The organism is Streptomyces sp. NPDC058231, assembly GCF_042882275.1.
In the GTDB taxonomy this organism is placed as follows: Bacteria; Actinomycetota; Actinomycetes; order Streptomycetales; family Streptomycetaceae; genus Streptomyces.
Genome location: NZ_JBHVWN010000085.1, coordinates 1 through 15,173 on the forward strand (window position 1 = coordinate 1; position 15,173 = coordinate 15,173).

Consider the following 15,173-nt stretch of genomic DNA (forward strand, 5'->3'; position numbering starts at 1 on the left):
GCAGAAAGTGCCTTCCGCTTGGACCGACAGAACCCCTCGACAAGGTTCATCGTCCCAGCTCAGAAGGCACTTTCGTATTTCCTCCCCGCTTCCGGACTCATCTCAACCGAAACGGTGAGGCTAGCGTGCCCGGGTGTGCTTCGGTGTCAACCGCCGGTTCCTGTGCGGCCCTGGTATGGAGTGGCACGGTTCGGAGCAGTCGCCCGGCCCGGAGGGGCGGGCCCGTGAGCCAGGGCCGGGGCCTCTGATCCGCTCGGCCGACGCGCATGTGGCGAGGGGGAGTTCGTGCCCGGAATGCGGCAGTGAAGAGCCCAGGCCGATGGCTGTGCGAACTCCGGGGACGACTGCCCGGGCTCATCCGCCGTCCGGGCAGGATGTGCAGCGCCGGCTTGTGGAAGGTCTGGTTCTCGTGAGCGGGGGCACACGCACTCCAACTACGGAATAGGGAGCTGCGCCATGTTGGGTATAGCTGCGGCAGTGCTGTTCTTCATCGCTTTCCTGATCAACGCTGCCGATATTGCGACCAATGAGGTCTTCGCCTCGGTGAACGTCATGCTGCTCGGTCTCGGTCTGCTGGCCCTGCATGTCTCGGGCGTGGGAACCGGCTGGTCCCGTCGGCGGCGCTGATTCGGCTGCCCGGCGAGGCTGCCGAAGCCCTCACCGCCCGGGTCGGGCGACAGCCCGGGGTGGAACGTCCAGTGGACAACTGGCCCCTCGCGCCATGAAAAAAGAGGAGATCGCGATGACATCACCCATGACGATCGCCGCCGACATCTCGGCCGGCCCGGCATGGCTGCATATAGCTGTGATGATTGTGGCCGTCCTCGTCCTGGCTCACAGCCTCATCGGGCGAAGCCACTGACCTCGATATTCTGTGACGGGCCGTCGGTTCTTCCGGCGGCCCGTTTCCGGCTGCCGGGCGTGTGACGGGGAGGGCGGAGGCCCGCCCGTCGCCCCGAGCGGCGCTTCGAGCTCCGCCTGCCCCTGGGCCCCGCCGCTGCCTCGAACTCCGGCCGCGCTCACGAACGATGCCGCCGTGTGCGGCGCGGCGCAGAACATATCTCGGCGTGTCATGAACCTTGTCAGTCCGGCAGGAGCGGCCCTATCCTCGCGGACAGAAAGCGCTTTCCCCCTTCCTGGGCCCAGTTCCAGTGAGGGTGACTGTCGCGGCGGTCGCCGTGACAGTCGCGTACGAGCCGCCAGCGATCCACCGCAAGGTTTTGCCCAGGACGCCGACTCGCCGCGGGACGAAAGGGTGCACACCATGACGAAGGCGCACCGCAGGTTCAACGCTGACGGTTTCTTGTAACAGGTGGCTGGTCGACCCGTCGGCTCCGGCGGCCACGGCGCGGTGGCGGTCGCCACGACCGGTGGACGAGTGGCACCTCGCGATGACTCGCGGCCGGCGCCGACGAACTCCGGGTCCAGGCCTGGCGGAACCCTCGCCGCGGTTGTACCGAGAAGCACGCATGACCGGGCCGGCGAGTACGTGCCCGGCAACAGTTCGGCGGCCTCGACGGTCCGCCGGCCTGACCACGGTAGGCAGCACCGACACCCAGCATGCGAAGACGAATAGGGAGACGAACATGAGACGATTAGTCGCGCTGCGACTCCACGCCACGCTGGCCACGATGGCCATTGCGGCCGCAACCGGTCTGGCGCTGTCGATGCCCGAGGCGTCGGCAGCGACGAACAGCGCCACCGGCTACGCGACCCAGAACGGTGGTACCACCGGCGGCGCGGGCGGGCAGACCGTACTGGCCCACACGGGCACCGACATCCATGCGGCTCTGTGCGGCCGGGCCAGCAGCAGCACCCCGATCACCATCCAGGTCGAGGGGACCATCAACCACGGCAACACCACCAAGGTTTCGGGCGACAGCTGCAACACAGCCGCCGGCGTGATCGAGCTCAAGCAGATCAGCAACGTCACGATCGTCGGCGTCGGCAGCGGAGCCGTCTTCGACCAGCTGGGCATTCACATTCGTCAATCCAGCAACATCATCATCCAGAACGTGACCGTCCGGAACGTCAAGAAGTCAGGCTCGCCCACGTCCAACGGAGGCGATGCCATCGGCATGGAGAGCGACGTCCGCAACGTCTGGGTCGATCACGTAAGTCTGGAGGCGTCGGGCGGTGAGGCCGAGGGATTCGACGGCCTCATCGACATGAAGGACAACACCCAGTACGTGACGCTGTCCTACAGCACCCTGCGCAATTCCGGCCGCGGCGGCCTCGTGGGGTCCAGTGAGACCGAGCTCTCGAACGGCTTCATCACGTACCACCACAACCTGTACGAGAACATCGACTCCCGTGTGCCCCTGCTGCGCGGCGGCATCGCGCACATCTACAACAACTACTACGTGAAGCTCAACGAGTCCGGCATCAACTCCCGTGCCGGGGCCCGGGCCAAGGTCGACAACAACTACTTCAAGGACTCCAAGGACGTCCTTGGCACCTTCTACACCGATGCGGCAGGTTACTGGCAGGTCAGCGGCAACACCTTCGACAACGTGACCTGGTCCAGCCCCGGCAGCGAGAACAATCCCGCCGGTCCCAACCCGCAGTCCAACACCACCGTCAGCATTCCCTACGCCTACAGCCTCGACGCAGCGGCGTGCGTGCCGGACATCGTGACCCGGACGGCGGGTGCCGACAAGGGGCTGCAGGTGTCGGACGGCAACTGCTCGCCGCAGACACCGGACCCGACCACACCCACGCCGGATCCGACCACCCCTACGCCGGACCCCACACAGCCCAGCGGGACCAACCTCAGCATCGGCGCCGGGTCGGACGGTTCCAGCAAGGCCGACGGGACGAGCTATGGCAGCGTGCGGGACGGTGACGTGAGCACCTACTGGTCCCCGGCCGGTTCGACCGGGTCCGTCTCGATCAAGTGGGGCTCCGCCACTGCCGTATCCAAGGTCAATATCCGTGAGGCTGCGGGCTCCGCGGGCAGCATCGGATCCTGGCGGGTCGTCAACGGTGACACCGGAGCCGTTCTTACCTCCGGAAGCGGGGCGGGAGCCATCACCTTCCCCCAGGTGTCTCTCCGCAAGATCACCTTCGAGATCACCGGTTCGACGGGGACCCCGAAGATCGCCGAGTTCGAGACCTTCGCCGGCTAGGCGCACGGTCCCGGCATCGTCCGGGACCGCCGTCCCCGAACCCTCCGGGGACGGCAGCGGCATGCGAGGCGGCGATTCCCGGTTCCGTGGCCGCCGCCGATCACTCGGAACGGGGGCCGTCGGACGCGGCGGCCCCCGGCCTGGGACCGGCAGTATCACCGATCGCCGACCACCGTGCTGCGCGGCAGCCGGACAGGCCCCGAGGCCGGCGAAGCAGCCGTCCTGCCGGCCGAGGACGCATGGCCCCGGTGTCCCGTGGCGGCACGCGAGTAGTGGGGAAAGCTGCGAATCCGCAGATGGGCGACCGACCCGGTGGTGAATCGGCCCCAGCCGTTCCTGTGCGGGCAGACAGGGCATCAGTCACGAGAGCGCCCGTCGGGCGCGTATGTCGCTTACGTCAGGAAGGGACCGTGCATGTTCCGGAAGGTACTTGTCGCGAACCGTGGTGAGATCGCCGTCCGTGCGTTCCGTGCCGCCTATGAGCTGGGCGCGGGAACGGCGGCGGTGTTTCCGTACGAGGACCGTGGCTCGCTGCATCGGCTCAAGGCCGACGAGGCCTACGAGATCGGCCGGAGGGGGCACCCGGTGCGCGCCTATCTGTCGGTCGAGGAGATCGTGGCTGCGGCGCGCCGGGCCGGGGCCGACGCCGTGTATCCCGGGTACGGCTTCCTGTCCGAGAACCCGGAACTGGCCCGGGCCTGCGAGGACGCCGGGATCACGTTCATCGGTCCCGGCGTCGGGGTGCTGGAACTGACCGGCAACAAGGCGCGCGCGGTCGCTGCCGCCCGTGCGGCCGGTGTGCCGGTCCTGGGGTCGTCGCAGCCGTCGACCGACCTGGACGAACTGGTGGCAGCCTCGGAGGAGGTCGGCTTCCCGCTGTTCGTCAAAGCGGTTGCCGGAGGCGGCGGGCGCGGAATGCGTCGCGTGGACGATCCCGCGCACCTGCGCGAGGCGATCGAGGCGGCGTCCCGCGAGGCCGAGTCGGCCTTCGGTGACGCCACGGTGTTCCTGGAGAAGGCCGTCGTCGACCCCCGCCACATCGAGGTGCAGATCCTCGCCGACGGACACGGTAACGTCATTCATCTGTTCGAGCGGGACTGCTCGGTGCAGCGGCGTCATCAGAAGGTCGTCGAACTGGCCCCGGCGCCCAACCTCGACCCCGCGACCCGGGACCGCATCTGCGCCGACGCGGTCGCTTTCGCCCACAGCATCGGCTACCGCAACGCGGGCACCGTCGAGTTCCTGCTCGACCGCGACGGCAATCACGTCTTCATCGAGATGAACCCGCGCATCCAGGTCGAGCACACGGTGACCGAGGAGGTCACCGACGTCGACCTGGTCCAGGCACAGCTGCGCATCGCCTCCGGGGAGACCCTGGCCGACCTCGGTCTCTCGCAGGAGAGCATCCAACTGCGGGGTGCGGCACTGCAATGCCGGATCACCAGCGAGGACCCGGCGAACGGGTTCCGGCCGGACACCGGCACCATCAGCGCGTACCGTTCGCCGGGCGGCTCCGGTATCCGGCTTGACGGGGGCACCGCCTTCGTCGGCTCCGAGATCAGCGCCCACTTCGACTCCATGCTGGTGAAACTGACCTGCCGGGGCCGTGACTTCGCCACAGCGGTGCGCCGCGCACGCCGTGCGGTGGCCGAGTTCCGCATCCGCGGCGTGGCCACCAACATCCCGTTCCTGCAGGCGGTCCTCGACGACCCGGACTTCCAGGAGGGCCGGGTGACCACGTCCTTCATCGAGGAGCGCCCGCAGCTTCTGACCTCGCGCCACTCCGCCGACCGCGGCACCCGCCTGCTCACCTACCTGGCCGATGTCACGGTCAACAAACCGCACGGCGAGCGCCCACGCCTGATCGATCCCAGGGCCAAACTGCCGGACATCGCGATGGGCGCACCACCCGCCGGGTCGAGGCAACTGCTCACCGAACTGGGGCCGGACGGCTTCGCGCGGCGGCTGCGGGAATCGACCGCGGTGGCCGTCACCGACACCACCTTCCGGGACGCCCACCAGTCCCTGCTGGCCACCCGGGTGCGGACGAAGGACCTGCTGGCCGTCGCCCCGGCCGTGGCCCAGACCCTGCCGGAGCTGCTGTCGCTGGAATGCTGGGGCGGCGCCACCTACGACGTGGCCCTGCGCTTCCTGGCGGAGGACCCGTGGGACCGCCTCGCCCGGCTGCGGGAGGCGGTCCCCAACATCTGCCTGCAGATGCTGCTGCGCGGTCGCAACACGGTGGGCTACACCCCGTACCCCACGGAGGTCACGGCCGCCTTCGTCGAGGAGGCCACCAGGACCGGCATCGACATCTTCCGAATCTTCGACGCGCTCAATGACGTCGGGCGGATGCGGCCGGCGATCGACGCCGTGCGCGAGACCGGTTCGGCCGTCGCCGAGGTGGCCCTGTGCTACACCTCGGACCTGTCCGACCCGGCCGAGAACCTCTACACCCTCGATTACTACCTCCGGCTCGCCGAGCAGATCGTGGAGTCCGGCGCGCACGTGCTGGCGATCAAGGACATGGCGGGGCTGCTCAGGGCGCCGGCCGCCACGAAACTGGTGACCGCGCTGCGCAGGGAGTTCGATCTGCCGGTCCACCTTCACACCCACGACACGGCCGGCGGTCAGCTGGCCACCTACCTCGCCGCGATCGGCGCGGGCGCGGATGCCGTGGACGGCGCCGTCGCCTCGATGGCGGGCACCACCTCGCAGCCCTCACTGTCGGCGATCGTCGCCGCCACCGATCACTCCGAGCGGCCGACCGGGTTGAGCCTGCGTGCCATCGGCGACCTCGAACCGTACTGGGAGATCGTGCGCAGGATCTACGCACCTTTCGAGGCCGGGCCGGTCTCGCCCACCGGGCGCGTGTACGACCACGGGATTCCCGGCGGCCAGCTGTCCAACCTGCGGGTGCAGGCACGGGAGTTGGGACTCGGCGACCGTTTCGACGAGATCGAGGCGATGTACGCCGCGGCCGACCGTATGCTCGGCCGCCTGGTCAAGGTCACGCCGTCGTCCAAGGTGGTCGGAGACCTCGCTCTGCACCTCGTGGGCGCGGGTGTGCCACCCGAGCGGTTCGCGGCCGAGCCCGGTGCGTACGACATCCCGGACTCCGTGATCGGGTTTCTGCGCGGTGAGTTGGGCGACCCGCCCGGCGGCTGGCCGGAGCCGTTCCGGAGCAAGGCCCTCAAGGGCCGCGCCGCGGCCAAGCCGGTCGCCGAACTGACGGCGGAGGACCGGGAAGGACTGGAGAAGGACCGGCGCGCGACCCTCAACCGGCTGCTGTTCCCGGGACCGGCGAAGGAGTTCGAGGCACACCGCGATGCCTACGGCGACACCGGGGTCCTGCCGAGCAAGGACTTCTTCTACGGACTGCGCCCGGGGGAGGAGCACGAGGTGGACCTGGAGCCCGGGGTGCGTCTGCTCATCTCGCTGGAGGCGATCGGTGAGGCGGACGAACGCGGCATGCGCACCGTGATGGCCACGCTCAACGGCCAGCTCCGGCCGATCCAGGTGCGTGACCGCTCGGTGGCTTCGGAACTTCCGGCTGCGGAGAAGGCCGACAAGTCCGACCCGAAGCACGTTGCCGCCCCGTTCGCCGGGGTGGTGACGTTGTCGGTGGCAGTCGGGGACCGCGTCGAGGCGGGAGCGACCATCGCGACGATCGAGGCGATGAAGATGGAGGCTGCCATCACCGCCCCGCTCGCCGGAACGGTGGAACGGCTGGCCATCAACTCCGTTCAGCAGGTCGAGGCGGGCGACCTGCTGATGGTGATCGACCGGACGTGACGTGCTACGCGCCGTCGGCGCCCGCGAGCGATCGACGGGCTCGCAGCAGTCGGCTCAGGGTGTTTACACGGATGGCGGTGAACACGAGGACCACAGCGCGGAGGGCGGCGAGGAGCGGTTTGCCGTCCCGCGCGGCCGCGTGGAAGAGAAAACCGCTGAAGGGGATGGAGAGTGCGATGAGCAGCGGCTCGCGGACCCAGAACGGGAGGAGGCGGATGAGTGGTCCGAGCATGTGATGTGACCGGCGTCCGGCGAGGTGTCCTGACCGTTTCCATGGGAAACGCGGTGACGGAAAGGCGCCTGGGCGCCCTTCGCGGCGACTGCGGCGCAGGAGGTGGGACAGCCCTTAGGTGATCTCCGGCCGGTGGACCGGTGAGTGGCCAACGCCCCTCCGGTCCATGCTCAGTTGGAAGTGCCGGTGCGGGCATAGCGGCCCGGGGTGGTACCCACCACGCGCTTGAAGTGCCGGGTGAGGTGCGACTGGTCGTAGAAGCCGGCCGCTGTCGCCACCGCACTCGGTGCCTGGCCGTCGAGCAGCAGACGGCGGGCCAGATCGACCCGACGGGCCGTCAAGTACTGGTGAGGTGCGATGTTGAAGGCGCCGCTGAAGGCGCGTACGAGATGCGAGGGGTGGGCGCGGACCGTCTGCGCGGCTTCTTCCAGGGTGACGCCTTCACGCAGCCGCTCGTCGAGTAGATCACGCAGGCTCTGGGCGATGCGCCGGTCGGGGCCCGTGTCGCCGAGGGCCGAGCTGGGGCGTAGATGCTTGCGCAGCCGCTCGCGGATGAGGGCCAGACGGCTCTCGGCCTCGAATTCGTCGCCCGGGTTCGCGAGTGCCGTGTGCAGCCGGTCGACGCGCCTGCGCAACACGGGGTCGGTGAGGTCCGGGCCGTCCACCGCCGGCCCGATGAAGCTCTCGTCCAGCTGCGTCATGTCGAGATAGAGCACGCGCTTGTGGAAGCCGTGGGGGCTGGCGGGGGAACCGTTGTGCGGGACGTGCGGGGGGAGCAGGCTCACGGTGTCGCGCGGCGTGCCGCGCTCGTAGCGGTCCAGGTCGTAGCGGACCTCGCCGTCGTCGACGATCAGCAGGGTCCAGGCGTCGTGGACATGCATGGGGTACGCGTGCTCGGTGAAGTGGGCGTGGAAGACCTCGACGACACCCGCGACCTGCGGGCGCCAGGCGGAGATCTCTTGCCGGGACGTCACGCAAGGAACGTACAAGACGCGGAAGGCCTGCGGCGTGGAGTCTCGAAGCATGAGAATCAAGGATGAGGCCGAAACCGGGACCGACGCCGGGACCCACGCGATGCCCGAGAACGCACCTGTCCGCTTCGACACCAAGATCGCCGTACTGCTGCGCGAGGACCTCGAGCCCTGGCAGCGGCTGAACGTGACCGCCTTCCTGGTCAGCGGGCTCGGCGCGGCGGCACCCGAGGTGATCGGCGAGCCGTACGCGGACGCCGACGGGACCGCCTATCTGCCGATGTTCCGCCAGCCCGTGCTGGTCTTCGAGGGGACGAAGGAGACACTGACCGCCGCGCACGGCCGTGCGCTGTCCCGCTCGCTGCCGACGGCCGTGTTCACGTCGGATCTGTTCGGTACGGGCAACGACCGGGACAACCGTGCGGCCGTGCGGGCCGTCGGAAAGGACCACCTCGATCTCGTCGGGACGGCCGTCTACGGGCCGCGCAACGCGGTGGACAAGGTGTTCAAGGGTGCGCGCATGCACCCCTGAACGACTTCAGGGCCCGCAGTCCCGGACCGCCGGCGCCCCCTTCGGACCGGACGGTCTCCGGGGCGCGGCGACGGGCACCCCTGCGGGCGGTACCTCCCCGTAGGGGACCGCGGGGCCCTCCCGGCCGGTCGTCGCGGAACGAGGTTCGCCACCGTCCCAAGCAGGCGAGCGGGCAGGCGAGTTGGTGAGACGCGAGGCGTGGTCGGCGCGTATCCCGAACCGGATGGGTGGTCGTTCCAGCCGCTGAGGACAGGCGCTCCGGCAAGGGACGGATCTCACGGATGACGGTGTGCAGTTGACGCTGCGCCCGTTCGAGCTGATCACTCTGCGGCTGACCCGCCGCTGAGCCGGCCGGCTCAGGTCCACGAGGGACCACGGCGACAGGGCTTCCCGCCACTCGCAGGGGATCACACCCACGAGCTGCCGGGAGGCCCTGCCGTCATGCCCGGTCCTTCACCGCTCGCGCACCAGCGTGAAGCGGTGGGTGCCGTGGGTGAGGTCCGGGACGGTCACGTAGCCGGCGTCGAGACGCACCGCGGACCCGGTCGCCCTGCCGTTCCTCCAGAGCGTTCGGTCGCCGGAGCGCACCGTCACGCGGTGGCCGTCCGTGGGCAGTGCGACGGCGCCGCGGGTGCCCCGCGGTGCCCGCACGGTCAGCTCGAACACGGCGTCCTCCCGGACCCACTCCACGCCCAATGGTCCGTGAGGTGTGGGGAGTTGCCCCTGGGCCCAGCGCACCGAACCGGGGTGCGGTCGAACGTCCCAGGTGGCGTATCCGGGCGACGTCGGCTTCGCGCCGAGCAGCTGATGGGTGAGCACGGGCAGGACGCCGGTGGACCAGCCGTGCGCCATGCTGGTGTAGGCGCCTTCGTACAGGGAACCGTTCGGGCCTATGCCCTCCCACTGGGTGATCCCGGGTTCGTGGCTGTCCATCCACCCGTAGGTCCGCTTGATCTGGTCGATCGCCGAGTCCGCCAGACCGGTCTCGAAACGTGCCACGAGCTCCGGGTAGGAAGTGAAGGCGTACACGCGCTGGGAGGCGCCTCCGAAGATCGTGTCGTTGTCCATGAAGGCGTTGCCGTACCGGAGTTTTGTCGTCCTGTCGAGATGGGCGAGTGCCGAGGCCGCGCGTTCGGCGTCCGCGACACCGGAGGTGACGGCGATGGCGTTGCCGTCCTGGGCGTGCCGGACCGGGCCCGTCGCCGAGTCCAGATAGGCACCCGCCGACGCGTCCCACAGGTGGGTGTTGACGGCCTGGGCCACCTTCCCGGCCCGGTCCCGCCACCGTCGCGCGTCCGCGTCGTGACCCAGATGGGCGGCGATACGTGCCGCGTCACCCAGGGCCTGGACATAGTTGGCGTTGTAGTAGGTGATCCGGCCGGTTCGGTCGAGGAACGCGTAATCTCCGTACCCGGACGTACCGTTCAGCCCCTTGCTCAGCAGCCCCACGTCGTCCGTCACGCTCGGGTACCAGGTGTCGAGCACCTTCACCAGCTGCGTGTAGTAACGCGCGGCGTACTCCCGGTCCCCGGTGTAGAGCAGGTAGTCCCAGCTGCTCGTCACCCACCACAGCGGGTAGTCGAACAGGGGGAGGGTGTAGTTGTTGATGGAGGCGGGCGGGATCCATCCGTCGTCCCGCTGGTGTTCGGCGAGGTCGGCCAGGACGTTGCGGGCCGCCTCGGCGGCCTCGTCATGGGTGAGGTAAAGGGTACGGCCCGACACCGCCACGTCGCCGACGTAGGGGTCGCGGTCCCGCTTGGCGCCGTCATGCAGGACCAGCTTGCCGTCCAGGGAGGCGCTGAAGGCGTTGCGGGGGTCCACGTCGTCCCGGCGGAAGGTGTCGACGACCAGCTCGTTGGTGTACGAGGCTCCGTACCAGTAGCGGTTCAACTCCTCGTCGGAGCAGAGGAACCAGCCCCGGTAGGAGTCGGGTGTGCCGATGTACGCGGTGAAGTCGAGGGACACCGCGTCGACGGTCACGGTGCCCCACGGCACAGCGGCCGGGGCGTCGGACGGCAGCGCGTCCAGCGTGATCTTGAGATAGCGGAAGCCGTGCAGTCCGTCGGCGTACACCTTGTCACCGCCCGCACCGTAGCCCTTCGTGTCCGTCCACGAGGCGCCGCCCGCCGGCACGGCGAACTGGTCCGTGCCCTGTCCGGCGCCCCCCGCCTGGTCGGAGCGGGTGAAGTCGGACCGCTCCGTGAGGTATTGCAGCGTCTCGGAGAAGGCCAGCCGCACCCCGGGGTGGTTGTCGGAGGCCGAGGCGAAGTCCACCTTCGGGTATCCGACCACGACCTTCCCGAAGTCGATGGTCACGCTGGGAGCCACCACGGGGTCCACGGCCTCCGGCCAGACCTCGTTGACCCGGGTGAACACACCCCGGCCGAGATCCTGGGCGGCGGTGACCGTGATCCGTACCCGGTCGGTGGAGACCGGGGCGTCGAAGCGGACGGCGCGCTGCACCGCGCTGTTGCCGGTGACGGTGGCGACCGTCCGCCACGCCGAGCCGGTCCGGACCTCGACGGTGAAGTCGGAGGGCACGCCGTCGGTGTCGGACACCACCGTCACACCCGACAGCTCCCCTTCCTCGGGTGTGGTGACGGTCAGGGTGTCGGGGAACGCCCGCTCGGTGTCGTCGTTCCAGAAGGTGCCGAGATCGCCGTCGAGGGTGTTCGCCGCCTCGTAGGTGCGGGGGCGGCCGTCGTTTCCGTTGTTGCCCGCATGGGTGGAGGAGGCCTCCGCGATGGTTCCCTCCGGCCAGCGTGGAGCCGCGGACGGCTGTGCGCGGCGCAGGACGGTGGTCCTGCCGCCGGGCGTCAGCAAGGCTTCGGGCCTGCTCACGTCACCGTCCGACCGGACGATCCGCACCGGCCGCACGGTCCGGCCCGACGGGCCCTGTACATAACGGTGCCAGGCGCCGGCAGCCGGAAGCCGGCCGGGTTTCGCCGCCTCGGCCGCGGCCGGACCGGCGGCTGCGAGAGGCAGGCCCGTCGCGGCCAGCACCGCCCCACCGACGCCCGCTTCGAGCACCCTGCGCCGGTTCGGCCCCTGCGCTGTCTTCACTTCATCTGTCACGAGTGTGTGCCTCCGTCCGTGCGCGCCGTCCGGGCGCGCGGGTGAACCGATGGGGAGCGGCCGTCATCCGGCAGTCCCGGCCGGCCGGTCAGCTGGAGAAACGGTGCGTGCCGGGACCCGCGGCGAAGACGGCGCAGCCGTCCTCGGCCCGGAGGAACTCCGAGGCGCCGTGGCCGACGCGCGCCGGATCGGACGCGGGGACCCACACCTCGGCGGTGGTGTTGGCGGGCACCGTGAGGGTCAGGCGGAAAGCGCCGCCGTCCGCACTCCAACGCGTGGTGATCGGCCCCTGGACGGAGTCGTAGTGGCCCTCCGCCTCCGTGACGCCGCCGCCGGGGCGCGGCCGGACGAGGATCTTCCGGAACCCTGGGGCGGCCGGGGCGATGCCCGCGATGTTCGCGTACATCCACTCGCCCACGGAGCCGTACGCGTAGTGGTTGAAGGAGTTCATCCCGGCGTCCTGGAAACTGCCGTCGGGCCTGATGGAGTCCCAGCGCTCCCACATCGTCGTCGCGCCCTTGTCGATCTGGTAGCCCCAGCTGGGGAAGGAGCGCTGGACGAGCAGCCGGTAGGCGACGTCGGTGTGGCCGGTGGCGGTGAGCACGGGGAGCAGGCGCGGGGTGCCGAGGAAGCCGGTCGACAGATGCCAGTCCTTGGACCTGATGAGCTCGACGAGACGGTCGGCCGCGGGGCCCCGGTCGGACTCCGTCAACAGGTCCATGGACAGCGCCAGCACATATGCGGTCTGGGTGTCGCCCTTCACCTTGCCGCCGCTCGACACGTACGCCGCGCGGAAGGCGTCGCGGACGCTGCCGAAGAGCGACCGGTAGGGTGCCGGGTCCTCGCCGAGCGCCTCGGCGGCCCGTGCCACCAGATCGGCGGCATGGGCGAAGTAGGCCGTGCCGATGACGTCCTTGGGGGTCTCGTCCTGGATGTTGAGCCAGTCGCCGTACCCCTCGTCCGGTCGCAGGAAGCCGCTGCTGTGCTTCTCCAGGTAGTCGAGCCACTTCAGCATCGACGGCCAGGACTGCTCCAGGACCCGGGTGTCGCCGTACGCCTGGTACAGCGCCCACGGGACGGTCACCCCGGCGTCGCCCCAGCCCGCCACGCCCCGGCCGACCGTGCCGACGAAGGGAGCGACATCGGTGAACGCGCCGTCCTCCGACTGGCCGTCACGCAGATCGCCGAGCCACTTGGTGAGAAAGCGCCCCGACTCCATGTTGTACGTGGCCGTCGGCGCGAAGACATTGATGTCGCCGGTCCAGCCGAGCCGTTCGTCGCGTGCGGGGGTGTCGGTGGGGATGGAGACGAAGTTGCCCCGTTGGCCCCACGTGATGTTGCTGTGCAGCTGGTTGAGCATCGGTACGTTCGTCGAGAAGCCCATGGTGAAGGGCGCGTCGGTGTGGATCACCCGCCCCACGACGGCGTTCAGCGGCGGCCTGCCCGGATAGCCCGTCACCTCGACGTAGCGGAAGCCGTGGAAGGTGAAGCGCGGCTCGTAGGTCTCCTTGCCACCGCCCTTGAGGGTGTACGTGTCGGTGGCGCGTGCGGTACGGAGATTGGCCGTGTAGATCGTGCCGTCCGGGTTGAGGACCTCCGCGTGCCGCAGCCGTACGGCTGTCCCCGCCTTGCCCGAGACGGTGAGACGCACCGCACCGACCATGTTCTGGCCGAGGTCGTAGACGAAGACACCGGGCTTCGGCTCGGTCATCCTCCGGGCGGTCAGTTCGCGCTCCACCCGCGTGGGGCCGCCGGCCTCGGCCACCAGGGCGGCGCTCACCTTGTCGACGGCTTCAACCGCCGCCCAGGCCGAGTCGTCGAATCCGGCGCGCGTCCAGCCGTCGGTCTCCAGGCGGGCGTCGTACTCCTCGCCCGACATGATGTCGGCGCTCGTGACGGGTCCGGTCGCGGCCCGCCAGTCGGTGCCGGACACCACCCGCTCGGTCGACCCGTCGGCGTATGTGACCTCCAACTGGGCCATCAGCGCGGGTCGTTCACCGTACTGGTGGGGACCGAACATGCCGACGTTGCCCGCGTACCAGCCGGTGGCGACGGTCACGCCGAGTGCGTTGGCCCCCGCCCTGACCAGCTTCGTCACGTCGTACGTCTGGTACTGGACGCGCTTGCGGTAGTCGGTCCAGCCGGGCGCGAGCCGGTCCTCGCCGACCCGCTCGCCGTTGAGGTGGGCCTCGTAGAGGCCGAGGGCGGTGGAGTACAGCCGAGCCCGCACAACTTGCCCGCGCTTGAGACGGAACTCGTGACGCAGCTGTGCGGCGGGGGAGGACAACGTTGTCACGACGCCCCAGGGTCCCGAACCCCATGGCGCGAGTTCCTTCGCAGGCTGCCAGGAGCCGTCGTCGAATCCGGCGGACCGCCAGTCCCCGGAGGGTTCCTCGTCGGCGGCCTTCCAGGTGGCGCCGGTGGCGAGGGTGCGCACCCCGTCCGCCGTCGTGAGCTCCAGGAGGCCGAGCAGGCCGGCGGGCGAGACCGTGGCGTTGGTGGCGGAGACGGCGATCACCCCTTCGCCGGGTGGTAGTTGGGCGGTCACGTCGACGAGGGCGGGCCGGCGCCAGTTCTCCGCCGGTCCGTCCGCTTCGGCGTGCGCGACCTGTGTACCGTTCACGTACGCCGTGTATCCGTCGTCGGCGGTCATGACCAGTCGGGCACGGGTCACCCCGGCGGGCACGGTGACCCTGCCGCGGAAGTAGCGGGTCGCCGCGGGGGCTTCGGCGGCCGGGTCGCCCTCCGGGAACCAGATCCAGGAGGCGCCGTCGAGCGAAGGCGCACCGATCAGTGCGGCGGGCGCGCCGATCCATCGCGCGGACCAGTCGGACGAGGCCGTCAGGCCCGTCTCCCACCAGGAGGGATCGCTCCATCCGGAGGTCTTGCCCGCGGTGTCCCAGACGCGCACCGACCAGTAGTAGCGCGTGCGTGGGGCGAGCGCGGGGCCCGCGTACGGCACCAGGGTGGACTCCGGCGAAGTGACCTTGCCGCTGTCCCACACGTCGGGCTTCGCCAGGCGGTCCGGACCGGTGGCGACGCGGATGTGGTAGGCGCTCTGCATGCGGCCCGGCTCGTCGGAGGTCAGCGGCCAACTCATCCTGGGGCGCGCCACATCGAGGCCCAGCGGGTGCCTGATGTACTCGACGGTGGGTGCGTCGACCCGTACGGGCGTCCCGGCCCCTGTTGTTCCGCCGGTGCCCCGTGGGGCTTCGGACGCCTGGGCGGCGCCCGGCGCGGTGGAGGCGATGGCCGTCCCCAGGGCGGCCGTGGCGGTCGTGCTGAGCAGTCGTCTTCTGCTGATCACACTCGGCTCCATACGACTCGATGATGAATCGTTTCAGGCATGGAAGCTAGGGTGGTGGGGGTGGGCTGTCAAGGGTTTGATCCATGGCCGTAAAAGGTTCAAGGAATTCCAAGTCCGCACCATTGACGCCGCT

Annotated in this window: 9 protein-coding genes; 5 read left to right on the forward strand and 4 right to left on the reverse strand. The window is 69.7% G+C overall.

Going from position 1 to position 15,173, the window contains the following annotated elements:
- Nucleotides 1-456: 456 nt before the first annotated feature.
- From ACFVXE_RS34135 to ACFVXE_RS34150, 4 genes are all read left to right on the forward strand, one after another.
- A complete protein-coding gene (locus ACFVXE_RS34135; RefSeq protein WP_389677105.1) occupies nt 457-627 on the forward strand; it encodes a hypothetical protein in 171 nt (56 codons plus the stop codon).
- 94 nt (nt 628-721) lie between these two features.
- On the forward strand, nt 722-862 hold the full coding sequence (locus ACFVXE_RS34140) for a hypothetical protein (protein WP_389677106.1): 141 nt from the start codon (nt 722-724) through the stop codon (nt 860-862).
- A 724-nt stretch (nt 863-1,586) separates the two neighbouring features.
- A complete protein-coding gene (locus ACFVXE_RS34145) occupies nt 1,587-3,128 on the forward strand; it encodes a polysaccharide lyase family 1 protein (protein WP_389677107.1) in 1,542 nt (513 codons plus the stop codon).
- A gap of 414 nt (nt 3,129-3,542) precedes the next feature.
- Entirely contained in the window at nt 3,543-6,923 is a 3,381-nt protein-coding gene (locus ACFVXE_RS34150) for a pyruvate carboxylase (protein WP_389677109.1), read from the forward strand.
- A 4-nt stretch (nt 6,924-6,927) separates the two neighbouring features.
- Here the strand turns inward: ACFVXE_RS34150 and ACFVXE_RS34155 are convergent, their stop codons facing one another.
- On the reverse strand, nt 6,928-7,155 hold the full coding sequence (locus tag ACFVXE_RS34155; RefSeq protein WP_389677110.1) for a hypothetical protein: 228 nt from the start codon (nt 7,153-7,155) through the stop codon (nt 6,928-6,930).
- Between the two features lie 170 nt (nt 7,156-7,325).
- Nucleotides 7,326-8,129 (reverse strand): helix-turn-helix domain-containing protein, encoded by an 804-nt coding sequence (locus tag ACFVXE_RS34160; RefSeq protein ID WP_389677112.1) that lies wholly within the window; start codon nt 8,127-8,129, stop codon nt 7,326-7,328.
- A 49-nt stretch (nt 8,130-8,178) separates the two neighbouring features.
- Here ACFVXE_RS34160 and ACFVXE_RS34165 point away from each other — a divergent pair, with 49 nt between their 5' ends.
- A complete protein-coding gene (locus tag ACFVXE_RS34165) occupies nt 8,179-8,658 on the forward strand; it encodes a DUF2000 family protein (RefSeq protein ID WP_389677113.1) in 480 nt (159 codons plus the stop codon).
- A gap of 453 nt (nt 8,659-9,111) precedes the next feature.
- Here ACFVXE_RS34165 and ACFVXE_RS34170 read toward each other — a convergent pair whose 3' ends face one another.
- Nucleotides 9,112-11,733 carry an alpha-L-rhamnosidase C-terminal domain-containing protein gene (locus tag ACFVXE_RS34170; RefSeq protein WP_389677114.1) on the reverse strand — a complete coding sequence of 874 codons (2,622 nt, stop codon included), beginning with the start codon at nt 11,731-11,733 and terminating at the stop codon, nt 9,112-9,114.
- An 88-nt stretch (nt 11,734-11,821) separates the two neighbouring features.
- Nucleotides 11,822-15,040, reverse strand: a complete 3,219-nt coding sequence (locus tag ACFVXE_RS34175; RefSeq protein WP_389677115.1) for an alpha-L-rhamnosidase — start codon at nt 15,038-15,040, stop codon at nt 11,822-11,824.
- Nucleotides 15,041-15,173: the final 133 nt, after the last annotated feature.